The 16265-nt window shown below is 65.8% G+C and carries 16 protein-coding genes; 8 read left to right on the forward strand and 8 right to left on the reverse strand.

The annotated features are described in order from the left end of the window. Nucleotides 1–154, reverse strand: a 154-nt coding sequence (locus OEJ37_RS05595; RefSeq protein WP_263343838.1) for a chromate transporter, incomplete at its 3' end; no start/stop codon positions are given. Then, on the reverse strand, nt 151–1128 hold the full coding sequence (locus tag OEJ37_RS05600) for a chromate resistance protein (protein ID WP_263343451.1): 978 nt from the start codon (nt 1126–1128) through the stop codon (nt 151–153). The genes OEJ37_RS05595 and OEJ37_RS05600, both read right to left, overlap by 4 nt. A gap of 205 nt (nt 1129–1333) precedes the next feature. On the opposite strand from OEJ37_RS05600, the gene OEJ37_RS05605 reads away from it, so the two are divergent. Genes OEJ37_RS05605 through OEJ37_RS05615 form a run of 3 tightly spaced genes read left to right on the forward strand, consistent with a single transcriptional unit; the run spans nt 1334 to nt 3092 of the window. Then, the gene (locus OEJ37_RS05605) at nt 1334–1606 is read left to right on the forward strand and encodes a metal/formaldehyde-sensitive transcriptional repressor (RefSeq protein ID WP_072438025.1); all 273 of its coding nucleotides are present in this window, start codon (nt 1334–1336) and stop codon (nt 1604–1606) included. A gap of 11 nt (nt 1607–1617) precedes the next feature. Next, on the forward strand, nt 1618–2904 hold the full coding sequence (dmeF, locus tag OEJ37_RS05610) for a CDF family Co(II)/Ni(II) efflux transporter DmeF (RefSeq protein WP_263343453.1): 1287 nt from the start codon (nt 1618–1620) through the stop codon (nt 2902–2904). A 2-nt stretch (nt 2905–2906) separates the two neighbouring features. After that, the gene (locus tag OEJ37_RS05615; RefSeq protein ID WP_175917266.1) at nt 2907–3092 is read left to right on the forward strand and encodes a DUF1289 domain-containing protein; all 186 of its coding nucleotides are present in this window, start codon (nt 2907–2909) and stop codon (nt 3090–3092) included. Nucleotides 3093–3242: 150 nt separating this feature from the next. On the opposite strand, the gene OEJ37_RS05620 is transcribed toward OEJ37_RS05615, so the two are convergent. The 3 genes from OEJ37_RS05620 to OEJ37_RS05630 are packed head-to-tail and all read right to left on the reverse strand — an operon-like array spanning nt 3243 to nt 5712. Then, the gene (locus OEJ37_RS05620; RefSeq protein WP_263343455.1) at nt 3243–3977 is read right to left on the reverse strand and encodes a polysaccharide deacetylase family protein; all 735 of its coding nucleotides are present in this window, start codon (nt 3975–3977) and stop codon (nt 3243–3245) included. A 23-nt stretch (nt 3978–4000) separates the two neighbouring features. Beyond that, nucleotides 4001–4561 carry a hypothetical protein gene (locus tag OEJ37_RS05625; RefSeq protein WP_175917268.1) on the reverse strand — a complete coding sequence of 187 codons (561 nt, stop codon included), beginning with the start codon at nt 4559–4561 and terminating at the stop codon, nt 4001–4003. 5 nt (nt 4562–4566) lie between these two features. Beyond that, nucleotides 4567–5712: a glycosyltransferase gene (locus OEJ37_RS05630; protein ID WP_174416833.1), complete on the reverse strand. Its 1146-nt coding sequence runs from the start codon at nt 5710–5712 to the stop codon at nt 4567–4569. Nucleotides 5713–6249: 537 nt separating this feature from the next. Between OEJ37_RS05630 and OEJ37_RS05635 the strand changes: the two genes are divergently transcribed. From OEJ37_RS05635 to OEJ37_RS05645, 3 genes are all read left to right on the forward strand, one after another. After that, nucleotides 6250–7554, forward strand: a complete 1305-nt coding sequence (locus OEJ37_RS05635; protein WP_174416832.1) for a dicarboxylate/amino acid:cation symporter — start codon at nt 6250–6252, stop codon at nt 7552–7554. A 540-nt stretch (nt 7555–8094) separates the two neighbouring features. Continuing rightward, nucleotides 8095–10029 (forward strand): SMP-30/gluconolactonase/LRE family protein, encoded by a 1935-nt coding sequence (locus tag OEJ37_RS05640; protein WP_263343458.1) that lies wholly within the window; start codon nt 8095–8097, stop codon nt 10027–10029. Between the two features lie 316 nt (nt 10030–10345). After that, on the forward strand, nt 10346–11203 hold the full coding sequence (locus tag OEJ37_RS05645; protein WP_263343841.1) for a peptidyl-prolyl cis-trans isomerase: 858 nt from the start codon (nt 10346–10348) through the stop codon (nt 11201–11203). A 22-nt stretch (nt 11204–11225) separates the two neighbouring features. On the opposite strand, the gene OEJ37_RS05650 is transcribed toward OEJ37_RS05645, so the two are convergent. Beyond that, on the reverse strand, nt 11226–11663 hold the full coding sequence (locus OEJ37_RS05650; protein WP_175917271.1) for a GNAT family N-acetyltransferase: 438 nt from the start codon (nt 11661–11663) through the stop codon (nt 11226–11228). 43 nt (nt 11664–11706) lie between these two features. Beyond that, a complete protein-coding gene (locus OEJ37_RS05655) occupies nt 11707–12663 on the reverse strand; it encodes a hypothetical protein (protein WP_317891516.1) in 957 nt (318 codons plus the stop codon). A 350-nt stretch (nt 12664–13013) separates the two neighbouring features. Here OEJ37_RS05655 and OEJ37_RS05660 point away from each other — a divergent pair, with 350 nt between their 5' ends. Both OEJ37_RS05660 and OEJ37_RS05665 read left to right on the forward strand, forming a co-directional pair. After that, entirely contained in the window at nt 13014–14306 is a 1293-nt protein-coding gene (locus tag OEJ37_RS05660) for an MASE1 domain-containing protein (protein ID WP_263343460.1), read from the forward strand. A 13-nt stretch (nt 14307–14319) separates the two neighbouring features. After that, nucleotides 14320–15135: an alpha/beta hydrolase gene (locus OEJ37_RS05665; RefSeq protein ID WP_263343461.1), complete on the forward strand. Its 816-nt coding sequence runs from the start codon at nt 14320–14322 to the stop codon at nt 15133–15135. Between the two features lie 44 nt (nt 15136–15179). On the opposite strand, the gene OEJ37_RS05670 is transcribed toward OEJ37_RS05665, so the two are convergent. Next, nucleotides 15180–16202 carry a MerR family transcriptional regulator gene (locus tag OEJ37_RS05670; protein ID WP_263343462.1) on the reverse strand — a complete coding sequence of 341 codons (1023 nt, stop codon included), beginning with the start codon at nt 16200–16202 and terminating at the stop codon, nt 15180–15182. Between the last annotated feature and the right edge of the window lie 63 nt (nt 16203–16265).

Here is a 16265-nt window from a genome sequence, read left to right on the forward strand (position 1 = left end):
CCGTGATCCAGCCGCGCTTCTCGACGAGATCGCGACGCATATAGCCGGCGAGCGCCACCGGGCCTCCGAACCCCAACGCGCCGAGTCGCAACATGTATCCGACCAGTTGGCCCAGCGAGTAGCCCGGCACGTTTGACGCTACCGTCCTGGTCATGGCCCACCTCCGGTTTCGCTCTTTCCGTTCGACGCGAAGTGCGCATACAGCGAATCAAGCACCGCACTCATCTGTTCCAGCAACTGATCGTCGTTTTCCGTGCGTTGACGCGTGCCGGCCATCACGGCCTCGAAGCCGACCGCTTCGGGTGCGGCGGTGCCGCCGACGTCGAGCGCATGCACGATCTCGCCGAGCCGCATCAGCGCCGGGTTCTGGTCGAGCCCGAAACTCGCCAGCAAGACCTCGAACGTCACGCGCTCGCCGACGTGCGTGAACGCGGCGCCGTCGAAATCGAAGCCCAGCGCGTCAGGCGGGCAATCCGCGGGCGACGCGAGCCAGACGAAGCGGGCGCGCGCGTCGATGAAGCGGCGGATCAGCCATGCGCTGGCAACACGATCGACCCACATCCGCTGGCGGGTGGCCCAGGTGCGTCCCTGGTACTCGTCGGCCGCAAGCCGGCGGATGACGCGATCCGCGGCGTGCGGCTCGCCCGGCGACAGCAGCGTGTCGACCAGCGCGATGAAGTCCTGCAGCGCGACTTCGGCGCGGCTCGCCGCATCGCCCGGGAAATAGTCGATCGCCCTGACGGCGTCGAAATCCTTGCGCAGGCGGCGCAACAGCCGGGCGAGTTCCGCGGCCGATTGCCCGGCGAGCGTCTTGCGCACATCCGCGAGCTCGCGGATGAAGGCGGTGTAGTCGTCGTCGCGACCGAAGCGTGCGCGGAATTCCTGCTCCTGCGATGCGTCGAGGCTCGGCGTGCGCAACAGATGGGCCGTCCCGCCGCTTTCGGTGATCGCGTTCGCGAGTTCGCGCAGCACGCGTTCGTGTTCTTCCGTGTGCGGAAGCAGGTAGACGCCGTCGCGCAGCACGGCGCAGCCCTTCGCCTTGAGCGCGCGCCAGAAACGCATGCGGGCCGTCGCGTTTTCCGTGGGAAGGGTCAGAACGAGAATCGACCAGGTCGAAAGAGGAATCATGTAGAAGATGCTACTTATCTGTCTGAATCTCTACAAGTAAACTTTCACGGATGGGCGACGTGGCGTCGTGGGCACGTGTAGCGGCAGTCAAGCGCCGGTGGTCCGCAGTTCGAGCTCTACCGCTCGTCTCGCTGAATATAGCCCTACCCCCTATATGGAAAGTCCTTTCGGGATATACTCCCCCCCGGTATATGAAAGGATCGCCATGAGCCACACCGTCAAGGAAAAGCAGAAGCTGCTGAATCGTGTCCGCCGGATCAAGGGACAGGTTGAAGCCATCGAACGCGCGCTGGAGGAAGAGCGCGGTTGCAACGAGATCCTCCAGCTCATCACGAGCGGCCGCGGTGCGATGAACGGCCTGCTCGCGGTCGTGCTCGAGGATCACATCCGCAGCCATCTCGTCGATGCCGAGGGGCACGAGGACGAGGGCAGCGCGACCGAACAGCTGATCGAAGTCGTTCACAGCTACTTCAAATGATCGAGGCAGGAATGAGCGACTTCAGGAACGACGCCTTCGGCGCAGGGCATGACCACATCTTTCTCGGTGCCGCGCACGAACAGAACGAACGCAGGACCTGGATGGTCATCGGGCTGTGCGCGGCAATGATGGTGGTCGAGATCGTCGGCGGGTCGATTTTCGGCTCGCTGGCGCTTATCGCGGACGGGTTGCACATGTCGACGCACGCGGGCGCGATGCTGATCGCCGCGCTCGCGTACACGTACGCGCGCCGGCATGCGAGCGATCCGCGATTCGTGTTCGGCACGGGCAAGCTCGGCGACCTGGCAGGCTTCACGAGCGCCATCGTGCTCGCGATGATCGCGCTGCTGATCGGCTATGAAGCGGTCGCGCGTTTGCTCGCGCCCGTTCCGATCCATTTCGGCGAGGCCATTCCGATCGCGGTTGTCGGCCTGCTCGTCAACATCGCGAGCGTCTGGCTGCTGAGCGGCGATCACCACGGGCACGGTCACGGGCATGGGCATCACCACGGCCATGGACATGACGATCACGGTCATGACCACGGCCACGATGAGGCGACGCACTCGGTCTTCGATCAAAGCGGCGCGTTTTCCGTATCGATCTTCGAAGACGGCGTGCCGCCGGTGTTCCGGATCGCTCCGGCGATTGCCGGCGCGACGCTCGGCGACATCACGACAGCATCGATCACGACGATCCGTCCGGACGGTGCGCGGCAAGCGTTCGCGATGAGCGTGCGCGGCGCATGCCTGGAGTCGGTCGAGAACATTCCCGAGCCGCATCAATTCACGGCCATTGTCCAGTTGAACGGGCGCGAGCACGAACTGGCATTCGAAGAGCACGACCATGGCGCGTCCGCGGCGGCGGCGCGCGATCACAACATCCGGTCGGCCTACATCCACGTGATTGCCGACGCGGCGGTCTCCGTGCTGACGATCGTCGGGCTGCTGCTCGCGCGCGCGTTCGGCTGGCTCTGGATGGACCCGCTGGCCGGCATCATCGGTGCGGTGGTGATCGCGAACTGGTCATACGGATTGATGCGCGACACCGGCGCGATCCTGCTCGACATGAGTTCGGACCGTCGGTTGACGAATAACGTGCGCAGCGCAATCGAAAGCGGTGGCGACACGATCAACGACCTGCACGTCTGGCGTCTCGGGCCGGGCCACATGAGCGCGGTCGTGTCGGTGGCGACGGACGACCCGAAGCGGGATTCGCGCTTCTATCACGGCGTGCTGCAGCGGTTCAAGGATCTGTCGCATGTCACCGTCGAAGTCGTGCCGGCGACGCGAGGGCAATAAGCATGGCAGTCAAATCGCCTTGCATCGACGTGTGCTCGTTCGACGGCAGGACGGGCTACTGCGTGGCGTGCCTGCGAACGCGGGACGAAGCGCGCGCGTGGAAGAAGATGACGGACCATCGGCGCCACCAGATCGTGAACGACCGGACCCGGCGGCAGGCAAAACTCGCGCGGGAAACATCGGACTGATCGCGCACGCGCGGCGATCGCGGTGGCGACGGCCGCGATCCGGAAGACCTTGCCTCGGCAAAGGCATCGATCCGTGCGCAAGCGTCGGGCCGATCGAATTCGGTGCCGACGCTTCACCATTCCGCCACGGCACAAGCGCCGTTCCCGGCGCTACCCGCGCTTGCGCACCCGCCAGCGCGCACACTTGAACAGCAACCGAAGCGCACCGACACCGCCCGCCACCGGAATCCGCGGCAGCAGAAACGGATCGTCGGACGCGTCGGCGCAACCGCGCCGGGTCGTCGTCGCATTGCCGTACCCGGCGGCGGCGACCTGGTCGCGGACGCGCGCGTCCAGATCGCCGTACGGATAGCAGAACGATTCGACGCGCCGGCCGCTCAGCGCTTCGAGCCGCCGCTTCGACTCGATTACCTGAAGGTCCGACACGTGCGCCGGCACGTGCGACAGCGCGACGTGATCCAGCGTATGCGAGCCGATTTCATGGCCGTGATCGCGCCACGCGAGCATGTCTTCGCGCGTCATCAGCGGCGAGCGTGCAGTATCGGCGCCGGCATCCCAGTCGTTCTCGCCGCCGAACCGGCCGGCGACGAAATAGCAGGTCGCGGTGAACCCGAGCTCGTCCAGCACCGGCATCGCATGCGTGAGCACGTTGAGAAAGCCATCGTCGAACGAAATGCCGAAGACCTTCCCGCTGCGCTCCCCGCGCAGATACGGCTGCAGTTCGCGCACGCTCAGGCCGCGGTAGCCGAGCCGCCCGAACAGCATCATCTGGCGGCGGAACGCGTCGGGCGCAACGCTCAGGCTGCGCAGCCGGTCGGGCGGCGGCGGCAGCGGGCGTATCTGGTGATACATCAGGATCGGATAACGCGTGGCGGACAGAAGCATCGGCGGATCGTGACAACGCAGGGTTACGCGGCCTTGCGGAAAATCCGCAGGGTCTTGAAGTCGCCGACCTCGGTGAAATCGGCATTCGCCGCCCATTGCTCGATGATCGGTTCGGCCTTCCGGTAGGCCGACGAGCCCTTGTAGAACAGCAGGTGACCTTCGCGTGCGGTATGGCGGGCGAACAGGTCGAGCACGTCCGCGTCGGTCATCGCGCCGTAGCGGCTGTTCGTTTCGTCGCGGAATTCGCACAGGTGGAACAGCGTGACGACGTCGAACGCCGGCAGCAGGTCCGAGTTGCTGGTATAGATGTCGCCGAAATACGCCAGGTAGGTCTTGCTCACCTCCGGTTGCCGCGTGACGAGATCGACATACGACTTGTATTCCTTCGGCGATGCCGTCACGCCGAAGACGGCGTTGTTCAGGTGCGGCCGCGCGCATTCGATGCCGACGTGGTGGTGGCCGCCGGTGCCGAAGTGATAGATGCGGATGCCGTTGAGGCGAACGGCTTCCAGCCACTCGACGAAGTGCACGTCGCACGGGCACTCCTGCGTCCGCAGGTCCCAGTACTTCTTCCAGATATTCATGGCCATTACATGGACCTCAAGGATGTCGCCCAGCGATGCGGGTTGTGTCGAATCGATTTTCGATAGACGGACAAGGTCGCGTCGACGAATCTGTCGAACGAGAACTCGCGCTTGCCTTTCAGCCGCGCGCTGCGTCCCATCGCGCGGACGCAGCCGGGCTCGCGCACGATCGCGCGCAGGATCTCCTCGATGGCTGCGGGCTCGCGCGGCGGAACGACCCATCCGTCCACGCCCGGTTCGACGTTCTCGGGCAGCCCGCCCACGCGCGTCACGATCGCGGGGCAGCCCAGCGACATTGCTTCGCGGCACGCGTACGACAGGCTCTCGTGGTACGACAGCACGAACGACACGTCGATGATCGAGAACGGCGCGCATACGTCGTCGAGCCGTCCGGTGAACACGGTGCGCGACGTCATGCCGTGCCGCGCGATCTGCTCGCGCTGCGCGCAGGAGGGCTCCGCACCGACCAGCAGCACGCGAAACCGCTCGCGCTCGTGTTCGGGCAGGCGGCCGAGCGCCGCGATCAGATCCATCCAGCCTTTCTCCGGTGCGGTGCCGGCGCTGCTGCCCAGCACGATCGCGTCCGCGCCGGACGGCCCGAACAGCGCGACCTTGCGGCGGCGGATCTCGTCGCCCGCCGGTCGTTCCGCGGCCTGCCTGCGCACGCCGTGCTTGACGACCGTGACGTTCCCGTACGGCGACCGGAGCGCGAGCATGCTCGCGACGTAGTCGCTGACCGCGATGGTGTGGTCGGTTGCAAGCCGCGCACGCAGCAGGTTGCCGAAGCTGTCCGCGCGATACGTGTTGTGCTTGGTGAGCACGACCGCCGGCCGGTGCCGGCACCCGAGCAGCGCCAGCATCACCTGCCGGTGATCGGCGGACCCGTTGACGTGAACGACATCGAAGCGCTCGGCGACGATCCGCTGGCGCAGCCGCACAAGCTCCTGGCATAGCCGGTTCCAGCGCGGTTTGAATTCCATGTCGAAGATGGCCACGTCGGGGCTGTCCTTCAACAGTCGGGACAGGCGGCTTCCCTCCGGCGACGCGACGGTCACGCGGTGATGCCGGCTCATCGCGGCGGCGAGATCGCGGACATAGGTATCCTGGCCGCCGCCATAGTCGCCGTGGAAGTTGGTGTACAGAATGTTCATCACGATGCCGATTTTTCCCGTTCATTCATTGGGAGGACTGCTTATCAAGCGAATGACTTGCCCTGTCTGGAACAACGGCTCGAACGCGGTCCCGCATTCCCGACTCGAGATTGCGTATTGCCGCTCGGGCGTTACGGCAACGCGAATCATTTCGAAATATTACATAGAGGTTACGTGCGGTAGTGTCGAGGTCTGCGCATCTTTGTGAGAATGTGTCGCGATGGTCTTCCCGTGTCGTCGCCGGTCGGCACGGGCGGCCTGTCCGTCGAGGTTGCAGCACTCGATGGCCGCTCGCGCCGGTCGGTGCGGATCGCGACAAATCCCGCCTTTCCGGCGCCGCATGGACGCAGATCAACCGCCTTTTCTTTCGGATTTGAAAGCATGCGGGCCGTTTGCGTTAGAATGCCCCCCCTGTCCGCCATGGCGACCGCCGGAAGCGGGCCTGTCGCACGCGTTGCGACGTGAGTTCCGATTCGCAGCCGGACGCGAATGATTTTCCAGCCGTTGGAAGCACACGCTTTGTAATTTGGATTGCTAATGAAGAAGAATCGCAACATTACCAAGTACATCGTCGTCGCGATGATTCTTGGTATTGCAGTGGGTTACGCGTGCCATAGCGCGTTTCCCGACCCGAAGATGGCCAAGGAAGTCGCCGGCTACGTGTCGTTGCTGTCCGACGTGTTCCTGCGATTGATCAAGATGATCATCGCGCCGCTGGTATTCGCGACGCTGACCGTCGGCATCGCGCAGATGGGCGACGGCGGCGCGGTGGGCCGCGTGGGCGTCAAGGCGTTCGGCTGGTTCTTCATCGCGTCGTTCACGTCGTTGCTGCTCGGCCTGCTGACCGCGACGCTCCTGCAACCGGGCAGCCACCTGAGCCTGCCGTTGCCGGCGTCCGATGCGACCCTCGGCCTGAAGACGGGCGCATTCACGCTGAAGGATTTCGTGGTTCACCTGGTACCGAAATCGATCGCCGAGGCGATGGCGAACAACGAAATCCTGCAGATCGTCGTGTTCTCGATCTTCTTCGGTACCGCGCTGTCCGCGCTCGGCGAAGCGGGCAAGCGCCTGACCGGCGTGATCGACGATCTCGCGCAGGTGATGCTGAAGGTGACGGGTGCGGTGATGTGGTTCGCGCCGGTCGCGGTGTTCGCGGCGCTGGCGTCGACGATCACGACCGAAGGGCTCGGCATCCTGCTCACGTTCGCGAAATTCATGGCGAGCTTCTATCTGGCGCTGGCGCTGCTGTGGGGCATTCTGACGCTCGCGGGCGTGACGTTCCTCGGCAAGCGCGCGTTCACGCTGATCCGGCTGATCCGCGAGCCGTTCCTGCTGTCGTTCGCGACGGCGAGTTCCGAGGCCGCGTATCCGAAGCTGCTGGACGCGCTCGACCGCTTCGGCGTGAACCGCAAGATCTCGAGCTTCGTGCTGCCGATCGGGTATTCGTTCAACCTCGACGGCTCGATGATGTATTGCACGTTCGCGGTGCTGTTCATCGCGCAGGTGTACGGCATCCATCTGCCGCTGGGCACGCAGATCACGATGCTGCTGATGCTGATGGTGACGTCGAAGGGGATGGCGGGCGTGCCGCGCGCATCGCTGGTCGTGATCGCGGCGACGCTCAACCAGTTCAACATGCCCGAAGCGGGGCTGCTGCTGATCATGGGCGTCGACATGTTCCTCGACATGGGGCGCTCGGCCACCAACGCCGTCGGCAACTCGATCGCGGCTGCCGTGGTCGCGAAGTGGGAAGGGCAGCTCGACGCGCCGCGCGACGACGACGATCCGGACGCAGGGCGCGTCATGCAGGTGAAGGTGCCGGAGACGTCGGCATCGGCATGATGCGTGGCAACGCGACGGCGACGGAGCGTTGCCTGCTCCACGGTAAATGACAAGCGCCGGCCTGGATTCGAAACGGATTCAGGCCGGCGATTTGTTTTGTGGCAATGATTCCGCATTGCATGCGGTAGCTTTTTCCCGATTCGCCGGAAACGGTATTCGCGGTTTCAATTTGTCGTCGTCGAACCAGCGACGATATTCCCGCAGGCGAACAGCCTGATTTCTCCGATTTCCCCCATTCCCGATCGAACGCGCAAGTGAACATTCACTGCCGCACAGCCGCGCCTGCCGTCGGGGTGTATGGTTGCCATGGGCAATGCGATCGAAGCCGATCCGATGAAAAGCGCAATGGCACGGACGGTCCGCATTTTTTTTCGACTTATATAACGCTATTCTCGCCCTGCTCATTATCGAAGGCATGCCGCACGTAATACCGACTGCGCCAGATGATTCAGCGGAATAATTTACGCATCGCGGATTTCAAGCCGTCTGGCCGGCCGGCCCGTCATGTGAATGTTTGCCCCATTCAGGAGAGCATCAGTCATGGTCGCTGGAAAACGTATTCAGGCTGCACTTCTTGCCGCGGCGATCGCCGCGATCGCGCCGGTCGCACACGCAGGCAACACCACCGACTGGCTGGCGAACACGTACGGCACGCTCGCGGCCCACGTCGGCAACGTCGCGCGTTCGATGTGGGTCGCGCCCGAAGGCGTCATCTACACGGCGTCGATGTGGGACGAAGATGAAGGCGGCGTCGCGATCTACCAGAACGGCAAGAGCGTCGGCTCGATGGGCACGCATTCGGAATTCCAGGGCAGCGCGATCACGGGCAACGCGACATCGCTGTTCGTCGCGCTGCAGCCCGGCAAGACTTACGGCAGCGGCGCGGTCGGGCGGTACAGCCGCGCGACGAAGTATCGCGATCGCGTGATCCAGATCAGCGCGGCGACCAACCAGCCGCGCATCGACGTCGTCACCGGGCTCGCGACGGCCGGCTCGCTGCTCTATGCGAGCGACTTCTACGGCAATCGCGTTCGCGTGTTCACCACCGACGGTGTCTGGCAGCGGGACATCAACGTGTCGGCGCCGGGCGCGCTCGCGGTGGATGGCGCGGGCAACGTGTGGGTCGCGCAGAAGAGCGCGGGCTCGGTCGTCGGCTTCAGCCCGGCCGGCGCGCTGCTGAACACGATCCGGCTGCCGGCCGGGTCGAAGCCGTCGGCGCTGTATTTCGATGCGGCGGCCGGGCAGCTCATGGTGGGCGACGAAGGCCCCGACATGAACATCAAGCGCTTTACGGTGTCGGGCCGGCCCGCGCTGGCCGGCACGTTCGGCGTGCGCGGCGGCTATCTCGACACGACGACGGGCATCAAGGGGCAGGTCGGCGCGCAACGCTTCACGCGCATCGCGGGGATCGGCAAGGACAGCGCCGGCAATCTCTATGTGCTCAACAACCCGTGGGGCGGAAGCTGGGATCTCGGCCGCAACGGCGCCACCGACATTCATGCGTACAGCAGCGCCGGCAGCCTGCGCTGGACGCTGCAGTCGCTGAACTTCGAAGGCATCGCCGCGCCGGACCCGGTCACGGACGGCGCGCTGTTCTATGGCGGCACGCACGTGTACAGCGGCAGCGCGGGCGGCACGTTCGTCGCGAACACCGTCGATCCGTTCACGTACCCGTCGGATCCGCGCATCAACATGAGCGACACGCAGCGCGACGAGCATTTCGGGCTGCTCACGTCCGTCGGCGCGAACCGGATTCTCGTCGCGGCGGGCCAGAACCCGCCGGTCTTCTACTTTTTCCATTTCAACGCGGCGAACGGCTATGTCGCGATTCCGGACGGATCGATTCCGGGCCCCGCGTTCAACACGACGCAGCGCGTCACGAGCGGGTTCAGCATCGACAGCAAGGGCGGCGTGTGGGCCGGCCTCGACAAGACCGGCGCGATCTACCACTACCCGCTGACCGGCTTCGACGCGAGCGGCAAGCCGTCGTGGGGGGCGGGCATCGCGACCCGCGTTCCCGCCAGCATCCAGCCGCTGACGCGCATCGTCTACCTCGCGGACAGCGACACGATGGTGCTCGCGCAGGGCGCGGTCGGGACCAACGACTGGACGTCGATCGGCACGCGCATCGAGGTGTATCACGGCTGGAGCGCGGGCAACACGACCAAGCCCGACCCGGTGATCACGCTGCCGCACAGCGGCGCGAAATCGATCGACGCAGCCGGCAACCATCTGTTCGTCGGCTACTGGTTCAGCAGCAGCGGGCCGCTGTGGCCGAACGTCGACGCGTTCAACCTCACCACCGGCAATCTCGACACCACGCTGGTCAACGCGAGCCCCGCGACCGTCGATACCAGCAGCGCGATCGACGCGATGTACAGCATTCGCGCGTATCGCCGGTCGAACGGCGAGTATGTGGTGATGAAGAACAACGTGAAGGGGAACAGCATCACCGTGTATCGGTGGACGCCTTGACGGCGGTGCGGCCGGTGCCGGTGAAGCATGCGTGGCGCCGCATCGACTGGCGGCCGGGCCCTCGAAGCAACGAGCGTATTCGACGTTTCCGATGAACGGCGCGCGCAACGCGCGCCTCGCCGCCTTCGGTGGCCGCCCCTAACCTCCCGACGCGCAAACGCGGTTCCGTGCACAATGACAGCGGCACGGGCGGAGGCGGCCTGTGCTCGCGATGACGAACCTGAACGACTGAACGGTTGCACCGGCGTGCGGCAACGCCGGTGAACCTGCGCGGCATGCCCCATGCCGCGTTTTCCAAACACGAAGCGACAAAATGATGAAGATGAAAACGACACCGAATCGCCTGTTGCTGATTGCCGTGCTGGCCGGCGCGCTGAGCGGTCCTGTCCACGCACAGACGGCGGCTGCGTCGCAGCCGTCCGGCACGACGGCAACCGTCGCGACCGTCAACGGCACGGCGATCACGCAGGCGGACGTCGATGCGGTGCTGCGCGCGTCGGGGCAGCCCGACTCGCCGCAGGTCCGCGACGCGATCAAGCAGCAACTGATCACGCGCGTGCTGGTTCAGCAGGCCGCCGAGAAGGCGAACTACGCGGACAAGCCCGAGGTCAAGGCAGCGATCCAGCAGGCGAAGACGAATGCCGAGGTGCAACTGTACGTGCGCGACAACGTGAAGCCCGAGCCGGTGACCGACGAACAGATCAAGGCGCGCTATGACGCGCTCGTCGCGGCGCTCGGCAAGAACGAGTACAAGCCGCGGCTGATCGTCGTCAAGGATCCTGCGACGGCGGCGACCGTGCTGAGCGAGCTGAAGTCGGGCAAGTCGTTCGACGGGCTGGCGCGCCAGTACAGCATGGCGCCGAGCCGCGATGCCGGCGGCGAGCTGCCGTGGGTGAGCTTCAATACGCCGGCGGCGGAAGGCAAGACGGCCGGATTGCCGCTGCCGATCGCGCAGGCGCTCGAGAAATTGACGGTCGGCGCCGTGACGAAGGATTCGATCCCGGTCGACGGCGTGCGGGCCATCGTGAAGCTGGATGCGAAGCGGCCGACGCAGGTGCCCGGCTTCGAGACTGCGAAGCCGGTGCTTCAGCAGCAACTGCAGGCGATCGCGGTCGAGAAGGCGAGTGCGCAGATGATCGGCAATTTGCTGAAGGGCGCGAAGATCACGCAATAACACGGCTTCGACATCTGACGCGTCACGCGCGCCAGACGAGGCTCGCGCTCGCTTCCGTTTCCGATGCGGGCCGGAAGCCGAGCCGTTCGTAGAGGCGCCGCGCCGGATTGCCGTGCAGCACGCTGAGCGACACCGGCACGTTCGCGCGTGCCGCTTCGGTCAGCAATTCGCGCAGCACGGCCTCGCCGATGCCCTGGCCCTGGCGCGCGGGCAGGAGCTGGATCTGATGGACGTGCCATTCGCCGGCGGCGCGCGTCACCTTCAGCAAGCCGATTGCATCGGCGCCTTCGCAGACGATCATCGCGTCTTCGAAATTTGCCCGGATGCGCCGGTCGTGCGCTTCGTCGTCGGTGGGTGCGCCGACCCGTTGCAGGTGCTCGGTCATCGTGAGCCGGCGGAGGGTCAGCAGGAACGGGAGATCCTCCCGGGAGGCAGGACGCAGATCGATCGCCGGTTTCATGATGGATGACGGGTTGGGTTGGGAGCGTGGCCTTCGACGCGGATCAAAGGCCGGGCAATTGAATCTGCAGGCCGGCCGGGCGATGTTCGAGGACATCCGTGACCTCGTATTCGGTTTTTGCGCCGTCCGAAGTTTGCCACTGCTGCATTCGGACATTGCAGACGAGCACGTCTCCCTTGCTGAAGCTGATCTGGCTGTTGTTCACGCGCGACAGGAAGCGGGTATCCGTGATCGCTGCGTGAATCGTCGATGAGCCGTCGTACAGTCGCCACTTGTTGTCGTCCTTGAACGCGAGCGACACGATCGAGAATGCCATCTTTCGATGCTCGTCGAGAAGGAGCGCATCGGCTGGTTCGGGCGCGATAAACCACGCGATCTCGTTGCCGGTGACCGTCTCGATGATTTCCGTATCGGTGCCGGCCGCGAACATCACGATGCCTTCGCGCGCGAGCGGCGCAAGGACTTGTGCGGTTGCGTTGCGAACGCGGACGTCGCGCAGCAGGGTGAGGACGGGCAGGTCGATCTCGAGTTCGTCGCCGTCGACGTGCAGCACCGCGGTGTGGTCGTGCATCCGCACTTGCTGGATCTCGCGCCCGCGCAGCCATTTGAGGACGGCGAAGAGCCCCTTTCTTGCCCGGGGTGCGGCGATGCCGAGCGCGGTCAGAATCGTGACCGCATTGGCGAGCGCCGTGCCTTCGTTGCCGCTCAGCATGTCGCGCATGCGGCCGAGCAGCGATGTCGCGAGCGTGAAGTCGACGCCGAAGCTGCCGGTCTTGAAGCTGCCGCGCACGTTCACCTGCGGCCGAATCCGATCGCCGCACAGCGCGCGGGTCGACGCGTCGAGCAAATCGCCGATTGCAAGCAGCGCGGGTGCAAGTTCGCGCACGTCCATCTCGGACGATTCGAGCGCGGGCCCGTCGTACGTGACGCGAAATCGGCTCATTGCATCAAAGGGGCCGATATCGGCCGGGCCGGTACTGTTTCCATTGCGTGTGGTCATACTGAATGTCGGCTGGAGACGTGGACGATACCTGAAACGAACGCTTTCGGATGCCTTTCATGTTGGGAGTGATCGACCGGCTGCGCGCGATTTTGGCCGTCCGGCCAGGACGACACGCTGACGTGTCCTGATAGCGCCCGGCAAACAACGAACTTTTCCGATACTTTCCCGGTCACACTCGCCAGCTTGCGGGCGCGCCGGCGCCCCGAACGTGCTTCCGGCTCCCGGTATTCCACCGCCCAACCCGTCCGCATATCATTCGCACATCGCGCACCTGCCAGCCACCGGCGCGCCGCCGCTTCCGAGCGGCAGCGCGCTTGCCCGCACGGCGCAATACACAGGGATTCTCGATGGATACCAAACGATCGCAGCCGGGACTCGTCGGCGCGCTGCTCTGGGCTGCGCTGTATCTCGCGACCGGCTACATCTCGCACGAGTTCAACGGCCCCGTCCGGCTGACGGGCTATATCTGGCTGCCGGCCGGCGTGACGGTCGGTGCGTTCATGCTGCGGCCGCTGCGTGAATGGCCGACGCTGGCCGGCGCGTTCCTCGTCGCGCAGCTCGCGCTGACCGGGATCGAACACGGCAGCCTGATCAACGCGGCGCTGTTCACGGTCGACGAAGTCGGCGCGGCCGCGCTCGCGGTGTGGCTCGTGCGGCGCATCCGCTTCTCGCTCGAAGGGCTGTACTTCCTGCGCTCGGTGATCCTCGCCGGGCTGATCGCGGGCGTCGTCGGCGCGATCGGCGGCGCGGCGTGGTACGCGACGCTCAAGGACGCGTCGTTCTTCGACGTGTGGTTCGTGTGGGCGGCGTCCGATTTCGTCGGCGTGCTGCTGGTCACGCCGGTGCTCGCGTCGTGGTCGCGCTTTCGCGCGCACCGTTCGGGCGATCACGAACGCTTCGACCTGATGCTCGGCGTCGTCGCGTTCGTGTTGCTCGCGATCGTCGCGCTTGTGATCTTCGACGGCGACACGTCGCGGAAATTCGGCACGGGCGCCGGGTTCGCGTTCACGTATGTCCCGCTGTTCCTGACCGTCGCGGTGACGCTGCTGCTCGGCGGCCGCGCGGGTTCGTCGTCGGTGCTGATACTTGCACTGATCGTGATCGAGCAGACCGCGCAGGGCGACGGCCCGTTCGCATCGTTCCACGAGCACTACGGCAGTTCGCTGCTCGAGGCGCAGCTCTATCTGGCGGTCGCGTCGCTGCTGGTGCTGACGGTGAGTACGCTGAAGACGACGCGCGAACGCGTGCACGAGCATGCGGCGGTGCTGCAGAACAACATGGAACTCGCGCTCGCGAGCGCCGGCCAGATCGCGTACGTGCTCGATCCGGGGTCGGGCCGGATCGAGTGGAGCGGCGACGTCGAGCGCGTGTTCGGCGTCGGCGTCGAACACGCACAGATCGCGAGCGTGCCGCTCGTGCTCGAACGCGTGCAGCCGGGCGATCGCGCTGCGCTGAGCGACTACTGGAATGCGGAAATCGCCGGTGAAGATCGCGCATCGCTGTCGCTGCGCGTCGTGCAGCGCGACGGCGGCACGCAGACGATCACCGATCACGGCGCGCCGCTGCTCGATTCGAACGTCGACGTGACGGTGGTCGCGGGCGTCTGGCAGATCGAGCGCGTGTGGCCGGCGGACGAATGAGCGGACACGTGTCATGACAGGTCGCACGGGCGTGTTGCTGATCCACGGGCTCGGCGGCACGCAATACGATCTCGGTTCGCTGCACAAGGCGATGCAGCGCGCGGGCGGCGACACGCACATGATCACGCTGCCGGGGCACGGCACGCGCCCCGAGGATCTGGTCGGCGTGCGCGCGGAGGCGTGGCTCGACGCGGTGACCGAGCAGTATCGCGCGCTGGAACGCGAGTACGACACGCTGCATGTCGCGGGCATGTGCATGGGCGCGCTGGTCGCGCTGCTGCTGTGCCACCGCGTGCAGCATGCGCGCGGCCGGCTCGCGTTGCTGGCCACGCCGGTGTTCATCGACGGCTGGTCGACGCCGTGGTATCGGTCGGTGCGGCATGTGCTGTATCGCGTGCCGGGTGTGGCCGAGCGGATGCGTGTGGAGGAAGGCGAGCCGTTCGGCATCAAGAACGCGACGATCCGCGCGATCGTGAAGAAGAAGTTCGAGCGGCAGGACGGGTTCCATTATGCGTGGGTGCCGCTCGCGTGCGTGCGGCAGGTCGACCGGATGCGCGACTGGGCGCTGGAAGCCGCAGCCGATACGCGATGCCCGACGCTCGTGCTGCATGCGCGCGAGGACGAGCTGACGAGCTTGCGCTCGGCCGATTTTCTGCTGGAGAAAATGCCCGACGCGCGCGGGATCGTGCTGGAGAACAGCTACCACATGATCTGCGCGGACAACGATCGCGACGACGTCGCGCGGCACGTGCTCGAATTCTTCGGCTTCGATCCGGGGCATGCGGTGAGTCCGGCAATGGCGCGCAGGATGGGGCGGCTGGCGTCGTGATGGTGGGTGCCGGCATGTTGCCGGCACAGCGAGCGGATGTCGGCTTACGCCACTTCCGGTCGACGCGCGATCCGCTCCCGGATCTCGGGCGACGCAAGGCATGTGGCAACCGCTTCGTAGCCGGGCGCGCCCGGGTAGGGCGCCACGCGCGAGGGCGGGCTGTGATTGGCCGGGCACAGGATGATGGTTTCGTTCGGGCCGACCGCCGACAGATCGAGGATCGCCGACGAGCGCGTCAGCACGAACAGCGGCCGCATTCCGGCGGTCGCGCGTTCGCGCAGATGGGCGATCAATGCCAGTTGCGTGGGCCGGTCGAGATCCTGTTCGATCATGTCCACGACCAGCGCACGCGGGCCGTCCGCTTCGAGACTGGCGAACAGCGCGGTGAGTGCTACCGACGGCGTTGCACCGTTGCCAACGAGCACGGCCGATGCGCGGCCGACGCGCGACTTCAGTTCCGGATCGATGCGCAACGCATCGCGTGCGGCAGCGCCATCGTTTTCCAGCCGATCGAGACCGACGAACGCGGCGCCTGGCAGCGCGTCGGCCAGCCGAAGCGCCAGCCGCGTCTTGCCGCTTCCGAGCGAGCCGATGATGTAGTTCAACGGCCGGATATCGCGACACTCGAACCACTCGCCGCCCCACGGCCACGGCAGGCTGAACGCGACGCCGGCGCCGGTATCGTCGAGCAGCCGCGTCAGTTCGCCGTCGGCCGGCATCCGGCCGCGCGCAAGGCCGGCACGGATCGCGCGCACGCTGTCGACCTTGCGCACGAGATCCTGAATGCCGTGGTCGAGCGTCGCTTCGTGAGCGGCCAGCGCGTCGTCCAGGCTGCGGGCATCGCCATCGAGCACGCTCGCCACCTGCGCGAGGCTGAGGCCGAGCGCACGCAGCGCCGCGATGTCGGCCGCGCGTGCGAGGTCGTCCGGGCCATAGGCACGGTATCCGGCAGGCGTTCGTTCAGGCGTAACGAGGCCGTGCCGCTCGTAGAGCCGCAGCGCCTTGATCGATACGCCGAGCCGCGCGGCAGCCGCCGATGCGTTCAAACGGTGCGTGGACGTACTCATCCGTCACCTCTCTCTGCTGTCGATTCGTTGCGCTCAGCATAAAGGCGACCCCAAGGGCCGGGT

It is taken from the genome of Burkholderia sp. BKH01, from assembly GCF_025685725.1.
Taxonomy (GTDB): Bacteria; Pseudomonadota; Gammaproteobacteria; order Burkholderiales; family Burkholderiaceae; genus Burkholderia; species Burkholderia pyrrocinia_C.

What these genes read in the sequence shown, in the direction of transcription:
- OEJ37_RS05620 (WP_263343455.1), bottom strand. Translation starts at nt 3,977, where the DNA reads ATGCTTCTGTCCGCCACGCGTTATCCGATCCTGATGTATCACCAGATA.
- OEJ37_RS05650 (WP_175917271.1), bottom strand. Translation starts at nt 11,663, where the DNA reads ATGAAACCGGCGATCGATCTGCGTCCTGCCTCCCGGGAGGATCTCCCG.
- OEJ37_RS05645 (WP_263343841.1), top strand. Translation starts at nt 10,346, where the DNA reads ATGAAGATGAAAACGACACCGAATCGCCTGTTGCTGATTGCCGTGCTG.
- dmeF (WP_263343453.1), top strand. Translation starts at nt 1,618, where the DNA reads ATGAGCGACTTCAGGAACGACGCCTTCGGCGCAGGGCATGACCACATC.
- OEJ37_RS05670 (WP_263343462.1), bottom strand. Translation starts at nt 16,202, where the DNA reads ATGAGTACGTCCACGCACCGTTTGAACGCATCGGCGGCTGCCGCGCGG.
- OEJ37_RS05635 (WP_174416832.1), top strand. Translation starts at nt 6,250, where the DNA reads ATGAAGAAGAATCGCAACATTACCAAGTACATCGTCGTCGCGATGATT.
- OEJ37_RS05615 (WP_175917266.1), top strand. Translation starts at nt 2,907, where the DNA reads ATGGCAGTCAAATCGCCTTGCATCGACGTGTGCTCGTTCGACGGCAGG.
- OEJ37_RS05660 (WP_263343460.1), top strand. Translation starts at nt 13,014, where the DNA reads ATGGATACCAAACGATCGCAGCCGGGACTCGTCGGCGCGCTGCTCTGG.
- OEJ37_RS05625 (WP_175917268.1), bottom strand. Translation starts at nt 4,561, where the DNA reads ATGAATATCTGGAAGAAGTACTGGGACCTGCGGACGCAGGAGTGCCCG.
- OEJ37_RS05600 (WP_263343451.1), bottom strand. Translation starts at nt 1,128, where the DNA reads ATGATTCCTCTTTCGACCTGGTCGATTCTCGTTCTGACCCTTCCCACG.
- OEJ37_RS05640 (WP_263343458.1), top strand. Translation starts at nt 8,095, where the DNA reads ATGGTCGCTGGAAAACGTATTCAGGCTGCACTTCTTGCCGCGGCGATC.
- OEJ37_RS05655 (WP_317891516.1), bottom strand. Translation starts at nt 12,663, where the DNA reads ATGACCACACGCAATGGAAACAGTACCGGCCCGGCCGATATCGGCCCC.
- OEJ37_RS05665 (WP_263343461.1), top strand. Translation starts at nt 14,320, where the DNA reads ATGACAGGTCGCACGGGCGTGTTGCTGATCCACGGGCTCGGCGGCACG.
- OEJ37_RS05630 (WP_174416833.1), bottom strand. Translation starts at nt 5,712, where the DNA reads ATGAACATTCTGTACACCAACTTCCACGGCGACTATGGCGGCGGCCAG.
- OEJ37_RS05605 (WP_072438025.1), top strand. Translation starts at nt 1,334, where the DNA reads ATGAGCCACACCGTCAAGGAAAAGCAGAAGCTGCTGAATCGTGTCCGC.